The sequence below is a fragment of the Stenotrophomonas sp. P5_A9 genome (genome assembly GCF_056400525.1).
The window spans coordinates 38,674-60,460 of sequence record NZ_JBFULC010000021.1 but is presented as its reverse complement, the minus strand read 5'-3'; the positions used below and the strand labels follow the sequence as shown (position 1 = coordinate 60,460).

Below are 21,787 nucleotides of genomic sequence, written 5' to 3'. Positions count from 1 at the left end.
ACGGTCGGCTCTACGTGWCAGGGAYCACRTCGCCCCGKCGGTCGGCCCGTACGAACGCTCCGGTAGAGCCGACCGTYGGTCGGCTGCACCGCGCAGGGCGCGGTGCATGTATCGGTGATCGTGGTGCGGRSRSGAAGAGCAGCCGACCAACGGTCGGCTCTACGTGACAGGGACCACRTYGCCCCGGCGGTCGGCCCGTACGAACGCTCCGGTAGAGCCGACCGTTGGTCGGCTGCACCGCGCGGAGCGTGGTGCATCCATCAGGCATCGCGGCGCCGGGAGGAAGGGCAGCCGACCGTCGGCCGGCACGTCCTACGTCAATGCGAGCGCTGTACCGCATAACGGGCCAGGCCGCGCAGGGCGGCGACGGCATCGTTGTCGGCCAGGCCGCCGAGCGCACGCTCGGCGGCATCGGCGTATTCGACCGCGCGGGCGCGGCTGTATTCCAGGCCGCCGGTGGCGTGGATGGCCGCCAGCACTTCCGGCATCGCCTCGGCGTCGCCGTTCTGCACGATCTCGCGCAGGCGCTCCCGGGTGGTGGCATCGGTATGCGCCATCGCGTGGATCAGCGGCAGGGTGGCCTTGCCTTCGGCCAGGTCGTCGCCCAGGTTCTTGCCCAGTTCCTCGGCGTTGGCCGAGTAATCCAGCACGTCGTCGGCGATCTGGAAGGCATAGCCCAGCGCCATGCCGTAGTCGTACAGCGCCTGCTGGGTGGCCTCGTCCACGCCACTGGCCAGCGCGCCCAGGCGGGTGCCGGCGGCGAACAGCACGGCGGTCTTGCGCTCGATCACGCGCAGGTAGGCGGCCTCGTCGGTGTCCGGGTTATGGACGTGCAGCAGCTGCAGCACTTCGCCTTCGGCGATGCGGTTGGTGGTGTCGGCCAAGATGCGCATGACCGGCATGCGGTCCAGCTCGACCATCAGCTGGAAGCTGCGCGAGTACAGGAAGTCACCGACCAGCACGCTGGGGGCGTTGCCCCACAATGCATTGGCGGTGCTGCGGCCGCGTCGCAGGCTGGATTCGTCCACCACGTCGTCATGCAGCAGGGTCGAGGTGTGGATGAACTCGATGATCGCCGCCAGCTGGTGGTGCTCGGGGCCGGCCTGGCCGACCGCATGGCCGGCCAGCATGACCAGCATCGGCCGCAGGCGCTTGCCGCCGGCGGAAATGATGTGGTCGGCGATCTGGTTGATCAGCACGACATCCGAGGACAGTCGGTGGCGAATCAGCGCATCGACGGCGGCCATGTCGGGCGCGGCGAGCGTCTGGATCTGGGGCAGGCCCAGCGCGGAGCGGGTGTCTTCGGTGATGGTCATGCGGTCTGACTTTCAGGCTTGACCTGAATTATAGGCGGTGCGGTCGTTTTCCGCCCGCGAAGGCCATCCGGGGCGGTCCGGGCCGGCCGGGGGGCGTGAATACGTATGCAGGTGGCGCCATCGCCGGAGACGCACGGATAAGCTTGTCGCTACGTTATGGCACCCCGATGCGGGTGCCGTGGAAGCCCGGAGGGGGGCCCTCAATGTCGCAGACTCCATGGTGGCGTGGCGCCGTCATCTACCAGATCTACCCGCGCAGTTTCCTCGACGCCAACGGCGACGGGGTAGGCGACCTGCCGGGCATCATCGAACGCCTGGACTACGTGGCGGCGCTGGGCGTGGACGCGATCTGGATTTCGCCCTTCTTCAAATCGCCCATGGCCGATTTCGGCTATGACATCGCCGACCACCGCGATGTGGATCCGCTGTTCGGCACGCTGGCCGATTTCGACCGGTTGCTGGCCAAGGCGCATGCGCTGGGCCTGAAGTTGATGATCGACCAGGTCTTCAGCCACACCTCGATCGACCACGACTGGTTCCGCGAGAGCCGCCAGGACCGCACCAACCCCAAGGCAGACTGGTACGTGTGGGCCGACCCGCGCGAGGACGGCACGCCGCCCAACAACTGGATGTCGATCTTCGGCGGCGTGGCGTGGCAGTGGGAGCCGCGGCGCGAGCAGTACTTCCTGCACAATTTCCTCGCGGACCAGCCGGACCTGGATTTCCATAATCCGGCGGTGCAGCAGGCGACGCTGGATTACGTGCGCTTCTGGTTGGACAGGGGCGTGGACGGGTTCCGCCTGGATTCGATCAACTTCTGCTTCCACGACGCGCAACTGCGCGACAACCCGGCCAAACCGGCGGACAAGCGCGTGGGCCGAGGGTTCAGCGCGGACAATCCGTACGCCTACCAGTACCACTACTACAACAACACCCAGCCGGAGAACATCGGCTTCATCGAGCGCCTGCGTGGGCTGCTGGACGAGTACCCGGGGACGGTGAGCCTGGGCGAGATTTCGGCCGAGGATTCGCTGGCCACTACCGCCGAGTACACCGCGCCGGGCCGACTGCACATGGGCTACAGCTTCGAGCTGCTGGTGAAGGATTTCAGCGCCGGCTACATCCGTGACACGGTGTCGCGGCTGGAAGCGACGATGACCGAAGGTTGGCCGTGCTGGGCGATCTCCAACCATGATGTGGAGCGCGCGGTAACCCGCTGGGGCGGGCACCCGGCGCAGCCGCGGCTGGCACGCCTGTTGGTGGCGCTGCTGTGTTCGCTGCGTGGGTCGATCTGTCTGTACCAGGGCGAAGAACTGGGCCTGGGCGAAGCCGACGTGCCGTTCGAAGCACTGCAGGACCCCTACGGCATTACCTTCTGGCCGAACTTCAAGGGCCGCGACGGCTGCCGCACGCCGATGCCGTGGACCGATGCGGCGCTGGCCGGGTTCACCAGTGGCGAGCCGTGGCTGCCGATTCCGGCCGAACACCGTGCCGCGTCGGTGGCGGTACAGGAACAGGACCCGCATTCGGTGCTCAACGCCTTCCGCCAGTTCCTGGCCTGGCGCCACACCATGCCGGCGCTGCTGGTGGGCGACATCGTGTTCCTGGAGACGGCCGAGCCGGTGCTGATGTTCGAGCGACGCCATGCGGGCGACACCGTGCTGCTGGCCTTCAACCTGTCTGCCGAGCCGGTGCGCGTGGCGTTGCCGGTGGGGCCGTGGCAGACGCTGTCGGTGCCGGGGCCCGATGCCGGCCATGTGGAAGGCAACGAAGTGGTGCTGCCGCCGCAGGCGATGTACTGCGCGCGCCAGGGCTGAGCTTTTCCGGTAGTGGTGGTACGTTCGGGACGGAACCTTCGGGGTTCCGTCCTTTTTTTATGGGGCAGCGGGAAGGTGCAGAGCATTGCCAGGCGCCGCCTTGGGTAGGTACTGACCGTTGGTCGGTACGCTTCTGCGGCGTCAAGAGCAGCCGGGTAGACCCCGGCTCCACAATGGCCACGGTTTGGTGTTGCATCGCGAAGACTGTGATGGGTGAATCAGTTACTGATATCGCCGGATAGATATACAAGTTCTCGCATGGTTTGGCGGATAGGCAGGCGGAAGACTGGAGCCTCGCTCGCGTAATGGGGATTCAGCATGTATTCGACCACCTGCAAAAAACCGGCTCAGCGCCGTTGCCGTTACATCGTCGCTGCCGGCCTGTTGATGCTCGCGTTCAACGGAATCGCCGCGTCGCATGAAGCGGGTGCTGCGCACGTGGTGACCAACCCCACGCTCGACGAAGCCATGCAGGACACCACGGTAATTACCTCGCTGAAGACGCTGCTGGGTAACCATTACGCCGCGTTCCGAAGCCGCTTCGACCAAGTCGCACAACCGGTGCCGCTCAAGGACGGTGGGCTGCTGCTGGATGGGTGGCAGGCCGATGCCTACGACACGCATGCCGCGGTGATTGTGGTTCTGCCTGACGGCGGCCTTCATGCTGCGTACTTCGACAGCGGCACATCGGAGGTCGTTTGCTTTTCTACGCCAGGCGCGCCCTGCCACTATGCCATTGCCATGTGGGCAAAGCGGTTTGACGTTTCGGCATGGAGAAGTGCTGCTCCGTCCTCGCCCGAAGCCTTCTGGGCACCGTTTCATCAATCCGGGCCGAACGCTGAAGAGCAGGTCGCCATGCGGAGCGTAGCAGCGTCAATATGGTCCCGGGAGATGGCGGACAACTGGAACATGAATGCTGGCGTAGGCGATGTGCTGGGTGGCGCCACCAAGCACATCATGGACTGCTCGGCCGCCTTCAGTCTGGTGCCCAAACCTGTGGGGTGGGTTCCCGGTTGGAGCTACGTAGCCAAATCAGCAGGGCAGATTGTGACTTACATCATCGGGGTTTCAGGCAACCGGGCGTATCGAACGTGTGTCGTTTCGGCATCACGCGACTGGCGCAGCTTCATCGAGTGGGCCTCGATTGACCTTTGATTCTTTGAGGCGGCATGCATGTGGGAGTTGATGGGTCAGTTTGCCAGCCTGCTTGCCGATCAGATCGGGCATCTTTTCGCCCGGCGCAGTGTGCGTGTGCTGCTGGTGGTGATCGTAGTGGTGGGTATTGGCAGCACGCTGCTGGTTCACTCTTGACCGCGCACCGCACACATAAAAGAACCCGCCGTGGGAGCGGCGGGTTTTCGGTGCTGCAACAGCGGTCGATCAGAACGTGTAGTTCACGCCCAGCATGTAGGTGCGGCCCCACTCCACGTATTCCAGCGGACGGTCCTTGGTGCCGGCGTAGGTGCGGTACGGCTCGTTGGTCAGGTTGCTTCCCTGCAGCAGCAGCGTCAACCCGTGCAGGCTGCTGCTCTCGGCGAAGGTGTAGCTCACCTGCGCATCGGTCACGTTCTCGCCGACCACGTAACGCAGCGTGCGGTTGCCGTTGAAGTTGCCGATCTCACCGATGAAGTCCGAACGCCGACGCTGGCTGATGCGCGCCTCGAAACCGCTGCGCTCGTAGTAGGCAGTCAGGTTGTACACGCGCTTGGACAGACCGGGCAGGCTGATCGGACCATCACCCACCGATGAGGCGCTTTCCGGATCACGGATGCTGACATCACTGTCGTTGAAGGTGGCACTGGCTTGCACGCCGAAGCCGCGCAGCGACGGCGAGAACATGTCCAATGGGAACGACGCGGTCAGTTCCAGTCCACGCAGCATTCCACCCTTGCCATTCTCCGGTGCGGTGAATGTACCGGTGGTCTGCGCCGGCGGCGAACCCACCGGCGGCGCGTAGTCGGCGACGAACTGCGAGAAGTCGTAGTTGTCCTGGGACTGCGTGTAGATGTAGGTCTTCAGCTGCTTGTAAAACACCGCTGCAGCCACGTACGCCTTCTCGCCGAAGTACTTCTCATAGGACAGATCCAGCGCATTGGCCCGCCATGGATCCAGCAGCGGGTTACCGCCACTGGCGCCGGGCTTGCCGGTAGCCACATCCACGCCGAACTCGAGCGACGAACGCATCTGGTCCACACGCGGGCGTGCCACCTGCTTGGCTGCGGCAAAGCGCAGCGTCTGCTGGTGCGGGAACATGAAAACCAGGTTCATGCTGGGCAGCCAGTCGTTGTACGCCTTGCCGTCGCTGAACGGACGCACGTTGCTGCCGGCCGGCTGCGAGGAGTCCCAGTAATTGGACTGCGAACTCTGGTCGGTGTGCTGCATCTGCACGCCGATATTGCCGCGTACGCCAACGTCGCCGATGTCGGTGTTGATGTTTGCGCGCAACCACGCGGTGGTGATCTTCTCCTGCACCGTCCATGCCTTGGGGACCAGGTAGGACAGGTCGTCGGTCGGCTCGAACACCATGTAACGATCGACCGCCGCCGGCACGTTCCACGACGGGATGTAGCCCATGCCGGCAAAGCCCAGGTTGACCGGCGCGTACTGCAGGTCGCCGGCGATGTTGGCATCGCCCTGGTCGCCGAGCAGGATGTTGCCTTCGGCCTGGGTCTTGTCCTTGCGGCGGTCGGCGTAGTTGACGCCCACGTCCACGTCGGCGAACCACGGCAGCGAATCGGGCAGGGCGAAGGTGGCCTGCAGGCGAGCGCCCTTCAGGCGGTCTTCGACCATCGGCACCTTGCCGTAGCCGGAGCCGTAGATGGTGTTGGTCAGGAACAGCGCATCGGGATTGGCGTAGTTCAGTCCCGGGCTGATCTGCGAGAACCCGTCCGGCTTGACCGCCACGCCGACCGAGTCCAGCTGCGGCATCGGGGTGAGCTGCAGGTTGTTTTCCAGATTCAGTTCGTTGCGCGTGGCCTTGGAGTAGTTCACGTCGGCGACCACCTTGACCCGCTCGAAGTTGAACTCGTTGTTCCAGCCGAACGCGTCGATCTTGTCCTTGCGCTTGTTGTACATGCCGCGCACCAGCGGGTACACGCCGGTGGCCACGCCGCCGGCGAAGGTGCCATCGGCATTGACCTGCGGGTTGGTGATCAGCAGGCCGGGGCTGTAACCGCCGTTGTAGTTGCTGAGGTTGACCTCGAACTGGTTGGCGGTGTCGATCTGCTCGGCTTCGGTGTGGAAGGCATCCAGGGTGCTGGTCCACACGTTGGACGGGCGGAACTGCACGGTGGCCATGACGCCGTCGCGTGTGTTGTTGCCCGTGCGACGCAGCGCCTTGATGCCGTCGGAGAACACCGTGCCCGGGGCCAGGCCGGGGCGGTTGCCCTGGTCGGTCTGCTCGGTGGTCCACGGCTCGTACAGGCCCACCTGGTTTTCCTGGATCGGCATGTCGCTGTGCGCGTAGCCGATCGACACGCCCCAGGTGTTGTCCAGGAACTGGTCGATGTAGCTGGCGCTGAAACGGTTGCCGTACGGGTCGACGTTGGCGGCCTTGCCCAGCGAGCTCTTCTGGTAGCGGCCGCTGATGGCGATCACGCGCTCAGCGAAGCTGAGCGGGCGCACGGTCTGCATGTCGATGGTGCCCGACAGACCCTGGCCGACCAGTGCCGCATCGGGGGTCTTGTACACGGTCACGCCATTGACCAGTTCCGAGGGGTACTGGTCGAATTCGACACTGCGGTTGTCGCCGGTGCTGACCACTTCACGCCCGTTGAGCAGGGTGGTGGCGAAGTCCGGCGACAGGCCGCGCACGCTGATGACCTGTGCACGGCCGGCCACGCGCTGGGCGGCCAGGCCGGGCAGGCGGCCCAGCGATTCGGCGATGCTCACATCGGGCAGTTTGCCGATGTCCTCGGCCGAGATCGCCTCGACCACCGAGGTGGCGTCCTGCTTGATCGCGATCGCGTTCTCGATGCCACGACGGATGCCGGTGACCTGCACCGTGTCCAGATTGGTGGCCGCCGTCCCTGTCGGCGTAGTGGGTTCGGCGGTCTGCGCCGACGCCATCAACGGCGTCAGGGCGACGGCCAGCGCGATACTCAGCGCGCTGCGCTTGCAGTTCAACATTTTCCCCTCCCAGGCAATGTTGCCAATCGATTTTGTAGTTGCCCGGAAGACCCGGGAGCGTCATGGCGCGGTGGCCGTTGACTGCGTGGCTATGGTAGGCAGCGCGCCATCGGCGTGAATCACCCTGCATACGTATTCAATGGCGTTTACAGCGTTGGAATCGGTTACAGGCGCGTTATCGCATTCGTGCTACCGCGTGTGGACCGGTCGTGCTGGTCGTTGGCCGTGTGTGCTTTCTGTCTGGTGTCCTGGGAGCCGGCCAGCGGCCGGCACTACCGGTGATGCGGGCGTTATCGGGTTACAACGGGGTAAAGCGGATCGCCTGGCCGCCGCCGGGCGCCAGCACCAGCGTCAGCGCATCGGCACTGGTCACCTCGCGGGTGTCGCGCACGAAGGCGCACGGGTTGCTGCGGAAATCGGCACCGTCGCCATCGCGGTAGATCTCGGCGCGATAGCGCACGCTCGGCATTTCCCCTCCCAAGGCAGCCGGAACATGGCTCGGACTATAGCCACGCAGATCCTGCCCTTACGCCGCATCGCCATGAATACGTATGCAAAGGGGCGCGCATCCGGGCGCGCCGTCTACCATGGGGCCAGGCACCCTGGGAGGGGGCCGCGAGCGCAACCGTCGGTCAGTGCCATGGCGGTCTGCGTAACTACAACGCGTGCAAAGAGGGAGGGAGGCCGACGGGTGCAAGCCGGTCCGCCGCTTCGATGCTGAAGATGATCTGCCTGACCGCTGCCCTTGGGCTGGCGCTGGGTTCGACCGCAACCGCGGCGGACCTTACCTTTGATGGCCGCACCGTGCGTGCCAGCTCCGCCGCCGGGGGTGGCTTCCAGCTGCATGCGCCGCAGGGCGATGTCGCGATCGCTGCGCAGCCGATGCGCAGCCGCACCGACAGCGTGCTGTTCGATGCGCTGTTCGCGCTGGCCCAGCAGGAAATGGATGCCGACCGCGTCGATGCGATCCGCGACCCGGCCTTCAACCAGGGCAATCAGGTCCCGTGCGACTGCTTCCAGACCGGCGAACGCTGGCCGTACGTGTGGACGCGGGATGTGAGTTTTGCCGCCGACCTGGCACTGTCGCGGCTGGATCCGGTACGGACCCGGCAGTCGCTGCAGTTCAAGCTCTCGGCCGCGCGCGATGGGCATACGCCGGGGCTGTTCGTGGCCCAGGACACCGGCTCGGGCGGCAGTTGGCCGATCAGCAGCGACCGCGTGGTGTGGTTCCTGGCCGCACGCGGGCTGCTCGCTGACCGACCCTTCGCCGACCAGGTCTGGCAGGCGCTGCAGGCCACCCTGGCGCAGGATCGCGCGGCGGTGTTCGACGCACGCATCGGCTTGTATCGCGGCRAGACTTCGTTCCTGGACTGGCGCGAACAGACCTACCCGGACTGGACCCGCCAGGACGTGCGCTTCATCGGCGAGTCGTTCGCGTTGTCCAYCAACGTGCTGCATTACCAGGCCCTGCGCCTGGCCGAGCGGCTGGCGCGCGAGCGCGGCGATGCCCGTGCCAGCGACTACGCCGGTTGGGCCGACGCACTGGCCACGCAGATCAACGCGCGCTTCTGGCGCGAGGACGCCGGCCAGTACATGAGCTACATCGGCGACGCCGCGCACCCGGTGCCCTACGCCAAGTACGACCTGCTGGCGATTTCGCTGGGCGTGCTGGCCGATGTGTTCCCCGCCGACCGCGCCCGCCGCGCGCTGGCCAGTTACCCGGCGGTGGAAGGCGGCAGCCCGGTGGTGTGGCCGCAGGAAGCGCAGCAGCCGATCTACCACAACCGCGCGGTGTGGCCGTTCGTCAGTGCGTACGCGCTGCGCGCCGCACGCCGTCTGGATGACGCCGCCCGCATCCAGCTGGAGATCGAATCACTGATGCGGGGCACCGCTTTGGCCGGCTCCAACATGGAAAACTACGAGATGCGCCGCCTGGCCGTGCATGTCGACGAAGGCGCGTTGAGCGGCCCGGTGGTCAACTCGCCGCGCCAGCTGTGGTCGGTGGCCGGCTATCTGTCGATGGTGCTGGAAGGCGTGTTCGGCGTGGAGGCCGATGGCAGCGTCGCCCCGAAACTACCGACCGCGCTGGTACCGCAGCTGTTCGGCAAGCGCGGCAGCATCGTGCTGGACGACGGCACGACCCGCTACGTGCTCAAGCGCCCGCGCAAGCTGGATGGCGCGTTGCTGGTGGCAAAAAACATCGTACGCAAGAACAACACCGTCACCGTGCAACTAATGGCCGTCCCCGGTAGAGCCGAGCCACGCTCGGCTGCTCCTGCTCCTGCTCCTGCTCCCGCTCCTGTTTCCGCAGCCGCCTACGCCCCCACCACACCCACCGCGCCCAAACCGGTCAAACGCGGCAAGACCTGGTCGATTCCAGTTCCCGCCAGCCACGTGTTGTGGCTGGATGGCCGCGAGGTCACCACCGCCCCGCCGCTCTCCCTCCGCGACGACGGCCACCAGCACTGCCTCAGCCTCACCCGTCGCGAAGGCACGCTGGAATCCCTGCACAGCCCGATGACCTGCGTCGGCCCGCAGCAGCGCCTCACCGGCACGGCCACGTGGCGCTGGTCCGCCACCCAGCCCACCCGCGTGCGCATCCGCCTGCGCTATGACAATCCCAATGGCCCGATCAACACCGGCGTCACCGCGGCGGTGAAGCAGCTGGTCGCCCAGTGCCCGGGCCAGCCGGCGCAGCGTGCCACCGTGGTGATGCCGCACAGCGTGGGGCCGCAGGAGTCCACGGCGGCGGAATTCGACCTGCCCAAGGGCAGCTGCCGCTTCACGCTGGAGGAGGGCTTCAACATGAGCGCGCTGGCGCACTTTGCCACCTACAACGGCGGCAAGGGCGGCCGCGATGGCGTGCTCAACCAGGCCAAGGTCAGCGCGCTGCTGATCGCCCCGATCGCCCCTGCCGCAGAGCCTGCCCGATGAGCCGCCCCGCCAAGCCAACGCTGTCGTTCTGGCAGATCTGGAACATGTGCTTCGGCTTCCTCGGCATCCAGTTCGGGTTCGCGTTGCAGAACGCCAACGCCAGCCGCATCTTCGAGACCCTCGGCGCACCGATGGATGCGGTGCCCGGGCTGTGGATTGCCGCACCGCTGACCGGGCTGCTGGTGCAGCCGGTGATCGGCTACTGGTCCGACCGCACCTGGACGCGCTGGGGGCGACGTCGCCCGTACTTCATGGTCGGCGCGTTGCTCACCACGCTGGCCCTGCTGGTGATGCCCAACTCGCCCACGCTGTGGATTGCCGCCGGCACGCTGTGGGTGCTGGATGCCTCGATCAATGTGTCGATGGAGCCGTTTCGCGCGTTTGTCGGCGACCAGCTTGCCCCGCGCCAGCGGCCCACCGGCTACGCGATGCAGAGTTTCTTCATCGGCATCGGTGCGATCGTGGCCAGCTTCCTGCCCTTCCTCCTGGCCCACTTCGGCGTGGCCAATACCGCCGGGGCAGGGCAGGTGCCGGACACGGTGCGCTATGCGTTCTACGTCGGTGCGGGTGTGCTGCTGGCTGCGATCTGCTGGACGGTGTTCCGCACCCGCGAATACACGCCGACCGAGCTGGCCGGCTTCGCCGATGCCGAACCGCCGGCCGCGCAGCAGTCGTCGCGCAGGGCCGGTCCGCCGCCGTGGGCGCAGAGCGCGCTGTGGCTGCTGACCGGCGTGCTGATGGCTGCGACCATCGCCTGGCAGCGGGGCGACAAGATGCTGTACGTGCTGGCCGGCCTGTGCGCGGCCTACGGCCTGCTGCTGGGCGCCTCGCGCCTGCTGCCGGGCACGCACATGCTGGCGCAGATCGTCGATGACCTGCGCGCGATGCCGCAGACCATGCGGCGGCTGGCGTGGGTGCAGTTCTACTCATGGTTCGCGCTGTTCGCGATGTGGATCTACACCACCGCCGCGGTAGCGGGCACCCACTTCGGCTCCACAGATCCGGCATCGGCGGCGTACAACGAAGGCGCCAACTGGGTGGGCGTACTGTTCGGTGCCTACAATGGTTTCGCCGCGCTGGCTGCGCTGCTCATCCCGCCGATGGTGCGCCTGCTCGGGTTGCGCTGGAGCCACCTGGTCAATCTGTGGCTGGGCGGGCTGGGGCTGATCTCGTTGGCGGTGATCGATGATCCCAAATGGCTGCTGCTGTCGATGGTCGGCGTCGGTTTCGCCTGGGCCTCGATCCTGTCGCTGCCGTATGCGCTGCTGTCCGACAGCGTGCCGGCGGCCAAGATGGGCATTTACATGGGCCTGTTCAATTTCTTCATCGTCATCCCGCAGTTGATCGCCGCCAGCGCGCTGGGCTTCATGCTGCGCACCTGGCTGGGCGGTGATCCGATGCACGTGCTTGCCCTGGGCGGCGCCAGCCTGCTGGTGGCCGGCGTGTGCGTGCTGCGCGTGCCTTCCACACAGGAGCTTGCCTGATGCATGGTTTTTCCCGGGTGTCGCTGGGCCTGTCCGTTGCGCTGTTGTCGGTCCAGGCCATCGCCGCGCCGCGCCCCGAGTACGTGGGCACCACCGAACCGTTCGCCAGCGATGCGGTGTACTTCGTGGTCACCGACCGCTTCGTCAACGGCGACCCGTCCAATGACCACCGCGACCAGGGCGGCACGCACCGCACCTTCGACATCCCGGTGCCATGCCCGGACAAGGTCGACGGCAACATCGGCTACCTCGGCGGTGACTTCAAGGGCGTGCTCGACAACGCCGACTACATCCGCGACCTGGGCTTCGGCGCGGTCTGGATCACCCCGATCGTGGACAACCCCGATGAGGCCTTCACCGGCAGCAAGCCGATCAGCTGCAGCAGCACCCTGACCGATCGCGGCAAGACCGGCTACCACGGCTACTGGGGCATCAACTTCTACAAACTCGATGAGCACCTGCCCAGCGCCAACCTCGATTTTGCCGGGCTTACCCGTGGCCTGCATGCGGCCAGGCTGAAAGTGGTGCTGGACATCGTCGGCAATCACGGCTCGCCGGCCTGGACCATGCCCACGCGCCAGCCGCAGTTCGGGCAGATCTTCGACAAGGACGGCACGCTCATCGCCGACCACCAGAACCTGCCGCCGCAACAGCTGGACCCGGCACACAACCCGCTGCACGCGTTCTACAACAACATCGGCCCGGTCGATAGCAAGAACGGCTCGATCTTCAGCGGCAACCTGGCCGAGCTGTCGGATTTCAACGAGCACAATCCGGCGGTGATGGACTACCTGGTTGGCGCGTACCTGCAGTGGACCGCGCAGGGCKTGGACGCGCTGCGCATCGATACCATCGGCTGGTTGCCGCACCCGTGGTGGCATGCGTTCGTCAGCCGCATCCGCGCGGCGCATCCGGGCATGTTCATGTTCGGCGAGGCTTTCGACTACGACGCCAATACGATTGCCGAGCATACCTGGCCGGCCAACGCCAACGTCAGCGTGCTGGATTTCCCGCTGCGCGGTGCGTTGTCCTCGGTGTTCGGCAAGGAACAGAAGGGCTTTGAAGCCCTGGCCGAGCCGCTGCACCTGGTCGGTGGGCCGTATGCCAATCCGTACGAGCTGATGAGCTTCTACGACAACCACGACATGGCCCGCCTGGACGCCACCGACAACGGCTTCATCGACGCGCACAACTGGCTGTTCACCGCGCGCGGCATCCCGGTGCTCTATTACGGGTCGGAAGTGGGGTTCATGCGCAGCCGCGCCGAACACGCCGGCAACCGCGCCTACTTCGGCCAGCAGCGCATCGCCGCCGCCCCGCAGAGCCCGATCTTCGGTCCGCTGCAGCGCATCGCGCAGCTGCGCCAAGCCACACCGGCGCTGCAGCGTGGCCTCCAGGTCAACGAGCGCCTGCAGGGCGATGAAGCGGTGTTCTTCCGCGTGCTGCAGCAGGGCCACACCCACCAGACGGCGCTGGTGCTGCTCAACAAGGGGGATGCCGCGCGCAGCATCGAGGTGAGCCGCTACCTGCAGGCTGGCCAGTGGCGCGATGCCCTGGGCGGGCAGCGCCAGACGGTCAAGCGGACGCTGACGACCGAGGTGCCTGCGCACGGCGTGCGCGTGTTCGTGCTGGATGCGCCGGTGGAGCAGCCTGCGCTGCAGGCCCAGTTGAAGGCAGCGGTGGACGATCAGCAGGCGCGGACCCGGCGCCTGGCGAAATAGCCTGTCACCCGTCCGGTCCGCCGCGTTGCGGTGGGCCGGGCACTACACTCGGCACCGCGACCGCATGCTGCGGTCCTCGCCGAGCACTGTCTACATGTCCCAATTTTCCCTGCGCCCCGCAACGCCGGACGATGCCGAGCGTCTGTTCCACCTGATGCAGTTCTACTACTTTGAAGCGTCTGCCTGGAGTGGCGAGGACGTACGCGCAGACGGCCTGTTTGACTGCGACCTCAACGACGTCCGGGCGTCGGTCCGCGCTGATCCGGCCTGGGCCCGGCTGTTGTTCGTCGACGATGCGCTTGCCGGGTTCGTACTGGTGGACCAGGTGGAGCAGGACGGGCGCCGATGCCCTGAACTGGCCGACCTCTTCGTGCTGCCCAGGCACCGTCGCCAGGGGCTGGCCGCGCATGTCGTCACCGCCCTGGTGCGCCCCGATGGGGGCCAATGGCTGCTCGCGGTGTTCCGTGGCGACGGCGCCGCGTACGCCTACTGGACGCGCGCGCTGCCTCGCATGGGCATGCGTGCCATCGAACTGGCCAGTGATGACCCGACCTTCCATCGGTTCCTGATCGGGGACCCGGGCTGAGGGCTACCGCGCAGGCCCCCTGGCGGCCGGCCGCCCACCGCCGCAACGGTACAATGCGTCACCCCCTGCTGCCCGTCCGCCATGACCGAACTCCCCCCGCAGACCCCGATCGAAGCCCTGCTGCAGACCGCGATGGACGGCCAACTGCCGATCGGGCCGTTCATGAAGGCGTTCGTCGCCTCCGAGGTGGTGCTGCTTACCGGCAGCCTGGTCACCCCCGACGGCAGCGGCTTCGACCCGCTCCTGTTCGACAAGCAGGGCGTGCTGCACGTGGCCGTATTCACCCACATGTCGCGCGTCGGCTTCCATGCCCAGCAGGCCCCGCACACGATCCGCATGCAGATGCTCGAGGTGCTCAAGCGGGTGCCCGGTGGCTACGGGGTGGTGGTCAATCCCGGCACGCGCCTGGGGTTGGAGCTTTCGGCCGCCGGCATCGGCGAGATCCTCAAGGATTTTGCGTAGGCCGCCGCGCGTTTTTACATCGCCCACACCTTGCTTAATGCGATTTCAGTTAGCGAAGCTGATCACACAATTTCTACACAGAAGCGGTTGCTAGACTCGCCCCGTCGAAACTGGCGAACCTATGCAGACACAATCCGCACGCATCACCACCGGCATCCAGGGCCTGGATCAGATCCTCCGTGGCGGCTTCCCGCAGGGGCGGCTGTACCTGCTGGAGGGACCGCCCGGTTCGGGCAAGACCACGCTGTCGCTGCAGTTCCTGCTCGAAGGGCTGCAGCGCGGTGAGCGCTGCCTGTATATCACCCTGTCCGAGACGGCCGAGGAACTGCGCGAGGTTGCCACCGCGCATGGCTGGTCGCTGGAGGGCCTGCACCTGTTCGAACTCGGCTCGGCCGAGGACGCGCTGGGCAACGGACGCCTGCAGTCGGTCCTGCATTCGTGGGAAGTGGAGCTGGATGAAACCGTCAACCTGATCCTGGGCGAAGTGGACCGCATCCGGCCCAATCGCGTGGTGTTCGATTCGCTGTCCGAGTTGCGGCTGCTGGCCCAGGATTCGCTGCGTTACCGCCGCCAGATCCTGGCGTTGAAGCAGTTCTTCGCGCCCAAGAGCGCCACCGTGTTCCTGGTCGATGACCTCACCTCCACCGGTGAGGACCGCGACGGCCAGTTGCACAGCCTGTGCCATGGCGTGATCTCGCTGGAGCGGCTGACCCTGGACTTCGGTCCGGCGCGTCGCCGCCTGCAGGTACAGAAGCTGCGCGGTGTGGACTTCGTCGCCGGCTACCACGACATGGTCATCCGCGAGGGCGGGCTGGAGGTGTTCCCGCGCCTGATCGCCAACCAGCATCATGATTATTTCCAAGGCACCCCGATCGGCAGCGGCGTGGACGAGATCGACAACCTGCTCGGCGGCGGTCCCCTGCGCGGCACCTGCACTCTACTCACCGGCCCGGCCGGCAGCGGTAAAACCAACGTGGCGCTGCAGTACATCTGGGCCGCGTGCGAGCGCGGCGAGAAGTGCTGCATCTTCGAGTTCGACGAGCGCGTCGGTACCCTGCTGAACCGGGCCAAGGCGCTGGATATCGACCTGCACGCGCATCTGGCGTCCGGGCGCCTGGAAATCATGCAGATCGACCCGGCCGACATCTCGCCCGGCGAGTTCTCCTGGAACATCCAGAAGGCGGTCGAGGAGCGCGGCTGCAGCGTCCTGCTGATCGACAGCCTTAATGGCTACGTGGCGGCCATGCCGCAGGAAAAGCAGCTGATGCTGCAGTTGCATGAGATGTTGTCCTATCTCAACCAGAAGGGCGTAGTCACCTTCATGGTGAATCCTCAGCACGGCCTGGTCGGCACCATGTCCACGGGAAGCATCAATGTGTCCTACATCGCCGATGCAGTGATCCTGTTCCGCTTCTTCGAGGCGCAGGGGCGCATTCGCAAGGCGATTTCGGTCATCAAGAACCGCGGTGGCGCGCACGAAGACACCATCCGCGAGCTCAAGATCGATGGCCGCGGCCTGGCGTTGAGCGGTCCGTTGAAGGAGTTCAGGGGCATCCTCACCGGCACTCCGGAATTTGTTGGCGACAGCGCGGAACTGCTGGGCCACCCGTATGCCGGATGACGAAGGCGCAACCAGTATCGTCCACATTGTCGCGCCGTTCGGGCGCGACGCCCAGAGCATTGCCGCAGTGCTGCACAGTGCGGGCCTGGTCACCTGCATCCACACCAACCTGACCGCGCTGGCCGAGGCGCTCGACCAGCGTGCCGGCGTGGTGCTGATCACTGAAGAAGCAGTGGCGACCGGCGCGGACATGCTGCTCGCGCCGCTGTCGGCACAGGAAGCCTGGTCGGACCTGCCCTTCATCCTGCTGCGTTCGCCACGTGCCCATCGGCGTTCGCCGGTGGACGGGCTGCTGCCGCAGTCGATGAACGTGGTCGAGCTGGACCGTCCGCTGGGCAGTATTTCGCTGCTGAGTTCGGTGCAGGGCGCGTTGCGCGCGCGCGAGAAGCAGTACCTGGTGCGCGACCAGATGCAGGCGCTGGCCGACAGCCGGGTCGCGCTGGTGCGCAGTGAATCGGAGCTGCGGCTGATCGCCGATGCGATGCCGGTGCTCATCGCCTTCGTCGACCGCTCCCTGCACTACCGGTTCGCCAACCGCGCCTATGAAACCTGGTTCGATCTGCCGGTCGGCGAGGTGATCGGCAGGCATGTCAGCGAGGTGGTGGGCATCGATGTGTCCGACAGCCGCAATGCGGCGATGGCGCGCGCGCTGCAGGGCGAGGAAGTGGTGTTCGAGGTCAGCTGGCCGCGACGCGATGGGTCGCGGCGCGACAGCGAAGTGCGTTACTCCCCGCGGTTTGTCGCCGACGGCGTGGCCGACGGTTTCCACGTCTTCGTCACCGACATCACCGCCTCCAAGATGGCGCTGGAGACCAGCCAGCAGCACGCCCAGGACCTGGAAGTGATGGTGGCCGAGCGCACCCGCGAACTGGAAGCGCAGATGGCCGCGCGCGAGGCCAGCGAGGCCGCGCTGCGCCAGGCGCAGAAAATGGAAGCCATYGGGCAACTCACCGGCGGCATCGCGCACGATTTCAACAACATGCTTACCGGCATCCTGTCCGCGCTGGACATCGTGCGGATGCGGCTGGAAATGGGCCGGGTGGATGACCTGGAGCGCTTCCTGGATACTGCCACCGCTTCCAGTCAACGCGCCGCCAGCCTTACCCAGCGGCTGCTTGCGTTCTCGCGCCGCCAGTCGCTGGATTCCCGGCCGGTGGAACTCAATGCACTGGTCGGCTCGATCGAGCACTTGCTGCGCAGCACCCTGGGCGAAACCGTCCGCGTCCATACCCGCCTCGCCGCCGCCCCGCTGCATGCTGCGCTGGATACCAACCAGTTTGAAAGCGCCCTGTTGAACCTGGCCATCAATGCACGCGATGCGATGCCGGGCGGTGGTGAACTGGAACTGCGCACCTCCTCGGTGACGATGGGCGAGGGCGAGTCGGCCACCATCCCGGCGGGCGACTACGCCGTGGTGGCCGTAGCCGATACCGGTAGCGGCATGCCCCCGGAAGTGGTCGAACGTGCGTTCGAGCCGTTCTTCACCACCAAGCCGATCGGCAAGGGCACCGGGCTGGGCATGTCGATGGTGTACGGCTTCATGCAGCAGTCCGGCGGCCACATCGCCATCGATTCCCTGCCCGGGCAGGGCACTACCATTTCACTGTATATCCCACTGGTGGAGCCAGCGATCGAGCCGGTGCCCGCCGCCAGCACCCCGACGGTGTCGCTGGGGTCGGGTCAGTCCATCCTGGTGGTTGAAGACGACGCCCAGGTGCGGATGCTGGTCACCGTGGTGCTGGAAGACCTGGGTTATCGGGTGGAAGTGGTCGGCGATGCCGACGGCGCCATCCCCATCCTGGCCTCGTCGCGACGCATCGACCTGCTGGTCACCGACGTTGGCCTGCCCGGCCTCAACGGGCGCCAGCTGGCGGAGATCGCGCGGCAATCCCGACCGGGTCTGCCGGTGTTGTTCATGACCGGCTACGCGGAGAAGGCGCAGGAACGTTCGGCGTTCCTGGAAACCGGCATGGCGATGATCGCCAAGCCGTTCCTGCTTGACGAGTTCAGCGAGGCGGTGCTGCAGTCGATGGCCGAGGCGCAGGTGTCCGCCGCAGGCTGAGCCTGTCGGTGCAGGGCCTGCGTGACGCAGGCCCGTTGCCTTGGGTGTGCGGCCGAGCACGGCTCGGCCCTACAGACTCACCTTGCGCCGATTGTCATCGCTGACCCGGTCGATCAACTTGTTGTACGGATCGAAACCGGCCTCATCCGGCTTGCCATCCACCACCACGGTGACCGTCGGGGACTCGGTGGTGATGTGGTGGCGCTTCAGGTACAGCACCTTCTGGTCGCGCTCCTTGCCCGACGGCGCGTTGGCGAACACGCCCACGTCGACCCAGTCGTCCATCCTTCCGGGCGTTTCCTTGCCGCCGCCGTCGGCATAGCGCTTCTCGGCGTGCAGCGTGAGGGTGACCTCGTACTTGCCGTCATCGCGCTTGCGCGCCTTCGCCTCCAGCAGGCGGTTGTCGTACAGGGTGATCTTCTCGAACAGATCGGTCACCAATGCCTGGCGGTCCGCCGGGGTCTCGGCACGGATGTAGTCCAGCAATTCGCGCGAGGTGGTGTACGGCGGCTGCTGGTAACCCTTGTCCTGCAGGAAACGCTTGAGCGCGCGGTTCAAGGCGTCCTCGCCGATCTCTTCGCGCAGGCGGTAGAACACCAGCGAGCCCTTCTCGTAGTGGATGTACTGCTGGTTCTCCACACGCTCCAGCGGCAGCTCTTCGATGCGTTCGCCACCGCGGCCGGACAGGTAGCGGTCCAGTTCGGTCTTGAGGAACTGCCGCATGTGCTGGCGACCGTAGGCCTTCTCCATCACCATCAATGCCGAGTACTGCGCCAGCGACTCGGACAGCATCGTCGCGCCCTGCACGTTGGCACCGATCACCTGGTGCGCCCACCATTGGTGCGCGATCTCATGGGCGGTCACGTAGAACACGTAGTCGATCTTCTCCGGATCACGCAGATCGGCAATGAAGCCGATCGATTCGGAGTAGGGGATGGTATTGGCGAAGGACTGCGCGAAGCTCTGGTACCCCGGGAATTCGATGATGCGCACCTGGCGGTGCTGGTACGGGGTGAAATTGGCCTCGTAGTAGGCCAGCGACTTCTGCACTGCCTCGATCATGCGGTCCACGTTGTAGCCGTGGCGCGGATCGAAATACACCTCGATCGGGATGTCCTTGTACATGCCGCGCTTGACCTGCCAACGCGCGGACAGGTACGCGTAGAAGTTGAGCATCGGCCGGTCCATGGCATAGCGGAAGCAGCGCCGGCCATTGATCGTCTTCTCCTCCTGCAGGTAGCCCGGTGCCAGCGCGATCTGGTCCGGCGCGGTGCAGATCGTGGTGCGGAAATCGAGCCAGTCCGCGTCGTCGGAGATGTAGGTGTTGGCACGCGCCGTTTCATCTTCCAGCTTGGGCATGCGGGTCGGTTCGCCCAACCCGCGCTTGCGGCGCTCGTTGCGGTCTTCCAGCTGCGCGGCGTCTTCGTAGCCGAACGAGGGCAGCATGCGGCTGTTGAAGAAGCTGCCGTTTTCGACCACGTCGGTGGGGGCCTGCCCGGCGGTGATGCCATCGGGGTGCTGGTCCACGCGGAAGTGCACGCGGCGCTCTTCGCCCGGCTGCAATGGGTTGTTCAAGTGGTAGATGCGGTAGCCCAGATCGACATCATGGAAACCCAGCGTCTGCCCGCCCAGGTCCACGGCAACGAGCTGCCGGTCGTCGCCCATCGCGATATGGATGTCGGTGATGGGGGTGGCGTGGGTGTTGCGCACGGTCCAGTCGGCATCGAGGGTGACCGACCGGGTTTCCGGATGCAGGTCGACCCGGTTGTCCACCGCGACGATGCGCGGCTGCGGCAGGTCGCGGTACTTGGACAGCTCACGCTCGTAACGCGCCTGCAGGTCGCGCTGCTGGTCCGGCGACAGGAATTCGTTGCGGATGTTGGTGTTCCAGTACAGCCAGCCGCCGACCGCCACGAAGCCCACCATGGCCAGCGCCGCGCCCACACCGGCCGGGCCGCGCAGGCGACGGCGGGCCAGGGTGATGCGCTGGCGCAGGCCCGTTCCGACCCCGCGTACCCAGAACGCCGACGCCAGGCACAGCAACGCGGCCAGCAGCAGCGCCCAGTAACTCTGGAACGCCAGCTGCCCGACCAGGAAGTGGCCGAAGCCGTTCATGTCCGAATACGGCGCATTGGGCCAGTTGCCGAAGTTGTACAGGTTCTGGGTGTAGTCCAGCAGGCCGAGCGCGACCTGGCCGATCATCACCACGATCAGCAGCGCGTAGCCGGCAAACTTGTTGTTGGTCAGCACCTGCAGCACCAGCGCCATGCCGCCCATCAGCACGTAAAACACCGAGCCCAGCGCCAGCGTCTGCAGGTACACCAGCGGCTCCAGCCGCGTGTAGCCCTGGCCCAGCTGCAGCAGCATCGACACCGCCGCGCCCACCGCCTGGAAGCAGGCGATCACCACCACCAGCACGGTGAACTTGGCCAGCAGCGGCACCCAGTTGGGCACCGGCATCGCATCGTTGACTTCATTGAGCCGCGCGGTGCGTTCCTTCCACACCAGCTCGCCGGCGTAGAACAGCACGATGATCACCAGCAGCCAGCTGTACGCGCCCTGCAGCAAGGCCAGCATTTCGGCGGTGACCGGATAGATCGGCGTGCCGTACAGCGATTCCTGCGTCAGCGCGCCGGGAATGAAGTTGGCCAGGCCCAGTAGCAGCAGCACCAGGAACGGCACGCTGCGCAGCACGCCGGTGGTATCGAAGCGGACCTGACGCAGGTACTGCTGCCATCCGGTGACCGCACCGAAGGTGGGGCGGATGCGCGGTACCCCCCATTGCGTGGGGCGCACGGTCGCAGGCGTCGGCGCGGCAGGCTTGCGCCCCCAGCGACGCCGCCCGCTGCCACTGCGCTCGGTGCGGAACAGCGCGAAGGTCGCCGTGAACAAGGCGGCGGCAACGCCCAGCCACAGCGCGCGATTGGCCAACAGGTAACCGGCCACCTGCGGCAGCTGGGTGTTGCTCTGTTCGGCCGCCCAGTAGCGCACGGTGCGCCCGACGGCACGCATGCCCATCGGCTCGGCCAGCGTGGCGATCCAGGTGTTGTCGATGTCGCGCAGCAACGAGGCGCTCACCCCGTACAGCACGAAGTAGCCGACCAGGCCGATGTATACCCACAGGATCGAGCGGGTCAGCGCGGCCAGCATCGCCAGCAGTGCGGTGGTGAACACCAGGTTGGGCAGGACGATGAAGGCGAACGTCCACGCGTAGCCCCGCAGCGAGACCGGCCCCATCCGCGCCGGGTCCACCCAGGGCATGAACGGGGCCAGGAACAGGCCCGCGGCGATGATCAGATAGAACAGCAGGCCGGCGCACAGCGCGGCCAGGATGCGCCCGGCCAGGTAGTCGCGGCGTTTGACCGGGCTGGCGAAGATCAGCTCGGCGGTACCCAGCTCGAAATCGCGCAGCAGTGCATTGCTGACGAACAGGGTGGATACCAGCATGCCGAATATGGTGAACACGCCCATGAAGCGGGCAATCACAATCGGCGCGTTGCTGTGCACATTGCCGGTGCCACCGCCGATCTGCACCGCATCGGTGGAGGCCGCGGCGAAGGCCAGCGCGGCGAACAGCAGCGACAACAGCCAGAACAGGGGAGAGCGCAGCTGCTCGCGCAGCTCGAAGCGGAAGAAGGCAGTGATCATGGGCGCGC

At 66.2% G+C, this 21,787-nt stretch carries 13 protein-coding genes and 1 pseudogene; 10 read left to right on the top strand and 4 right to left on the bottom strand.

The features are described 5' to 3' along the window. Window positions 1–317 precede the first annotated feature (317 nt). Complete coding sequence (locus tag AC1DR7_RS09010; protein ID WP_457321303.1) at window positions 318–1,316, bottom strand: polyprenyl synthetase family protein; 999 nt, start codon at window positions 1,314–1,316, stop codon at window positions 318–320. A gap of 203 nt (window positions 1,317–1,519) precedes the next feature. On the opposite strand from AC1DR7_RS09010, the gene AC1DR7_RS09005 reads away from it, so the two are divergent. The 3 genes from AC1DR7_RS09005 to AC1DR7_RS08995 all read left to right on the top strand — a co-directional run bounded on the left by AC1DR7_RS09005 (window position 1,520) and on the right by AC1DR7_RS08995 (window position 4,444). Continuing rightward, window positions 1,520–3,133: an alpha-glucosidase family protein gene (locus AC1DR7_RS09005; RefSeq protein ID WP_478050919.1), complete on the top strand. Its 1,614-nt coding sequence runs from the start codon at window positions 1,520–1,522 to the stop codon at window positions 3,131–3,133. A 318-nt stretch (window positions 3,134–3,451) separates the two neighbouring features. Beyond that, window positions 3,452–4,288, top strand: a complete 837-nt coding sequence (locus AC1DR7_RS09000; protein WP_457318662.1) for a hypothetical protein — start codon at window positions 3,452–3,454, stop codon at window positions 4,286–4,288. Window positions 4,289–4,306: 18 nt separating this feature from the next. Continuing rightward, the gene (locus AC1DR7_RS08995; RefSeq protein ID WP_457318661.1) at window positions 4,307–4,444 is read left to right on the top strand and encodes a hypothetical protein; all 138 of its coding nucleotides are present in this window, start codon (window positions 4,307–4,309) and stop codon (window positions 4,442–4,444) included. A gap of 69 nt (window positions 4,445–4,513) precedes the next feature. On the opposite strand, the gene AC1DR7_RS08990 is transcribed toward AC1DR7_RS08995, so the two are convergent. Continuing rightward, window positions 4,514–7,261, bottom strand: a complete 2,748-nt coding sequence (locus tag AC1DR7_RS08990; RefSeq protein WP_457318660.1) for a TonB-dependent receptor — start codon at window positions 7,259–7,261, stop codon at window positions 4,514–4,516. Between the two features lie 298 nt (window positions 7,262–7,559). Then, a pseudogene (locus tag AC1DR7_RS08985) lies at window positions 7,560–7,742 on the bottom strand (glycoside hydrolase family 97 C-terminal domain-containing protein); the annotation flags it as partial. A gap of 233 nt (window positions 7,743–7,975) precedes the next feature. Between AC1DR7_RS08985 and AC1DR7_RS08980 the strand changes: the two are divergent. The 7 genes from AC1DR7_RS08980 to AC1DR7_RS08950 all read left to right on the top strand — a co-directional run bounded on the left by AC1DR7_RS08980 (window position 7,976) and on the right by AC1DR7_RS08950 (window position 18,131). After that, window positions 7,976–10,195, top strand: coding sequence for a glucosidase family protein (locus tag AC1DR7_RS08980; RefSeq protein WP_478076452.1), 2,220 nt, complete (start codon window positions 7,976–7,978; stop codon window positions 10,193–10,195). Next, entirely contained in the window at window positions 10,192–11,679 is a 1,488-nt protein-coding gene (locus AC1DR7_RS08975; protein WP_457318658.1) for an MFS transporter, read from the top strand. Before AC1DR7_RS08980 ends, AC1DR7_RS08975 begins: the two co-directional genes overlap by 4 nt. Beyond that, window positions 11,679–13,400, top strand: a complete 1,722-nt coding sequence (locus tag AC1DR7_RS08970) for an alpha-amylase family glycosyl hydrolase (protein WP_478076451.1) — start codon at window positions 11,679–11,681, stop codon at window positions 13,398–13,400. Before AC1DR7_RS08975 ends, AC1DR7_RS08970 begins: the two co-directional genes overlap by 1 nt. A gap of 94 nt (window positions 13,401–13,494) precedes the next feature. Continuing rightward, entirely contained in the window at window positions 13,495–13,986 is a 492-nt protein-coding gene (locus AC1DR7_RS08965; RefSeq protein ID WP_256776403.1) for a GNAT family N-acetyltransferase, read from the top strand. Between the two features lie 81 nt (window positions 13,987–14,067). Then, on the top strand, window positions 14,068–14,448 hold the full coding sequence (locus AC1DR7_RS08960; protein WP_457318656.1) for an SseB family protein: 381 nt from the start codon (window positions 14,068–14,070) through the stop codon (window positions 14,446–14,448). A 121-nt stretch (window positions 14,449–14,569) separates the two neighbouring features. Then, window positions 14,570–16,069 (top strand): DUF7125 family protein, encoded by a 1,500-nt coding sequence (locus AC1DR7_RS08955; protein ID WP_256776401.1) that lies wholly within the window; start codon window positions 14,570–14,572, stop codon window positions 16,067–16,069. Further along, window positions 16,059–18,131 (top strand): ATP-binding protein, encoded by a 2,073-nt coding sequence (locus AC1DR7_RS08950; RefSeq protein ID WP_478050917.1) that lies wholly within the window; start codon window positions 16,059–16,061, stop codon window positions 18,129–18,131. Before AC1DR7_RS08955 ends, AC1DR7_RS08950 begins: the two co-directional genes overlap by 11 nt. A 69-nt stretch (window positions 18,132–18,200) precedes the next feature. Here AC1DR7_RS08950 and AC1DR7_RS08945 read toward each other — a convergent pair whose 3' ends face one another. Beyond that, window positions 18,201–21,779 (bottom strand): ABC transporter permease/M1 family aminopeptidase, encoded by a 3,579-nt coding sequence (locus AC1DR7_RS08945; RefSeq protein ID WP_457319489.1) that lies wholly within the window; start codon window positions 21,777–21,779, stop codon window positions 18,201–18,203. Window positions 21,780–21,787: the final 8 nt, after the last annotated feature.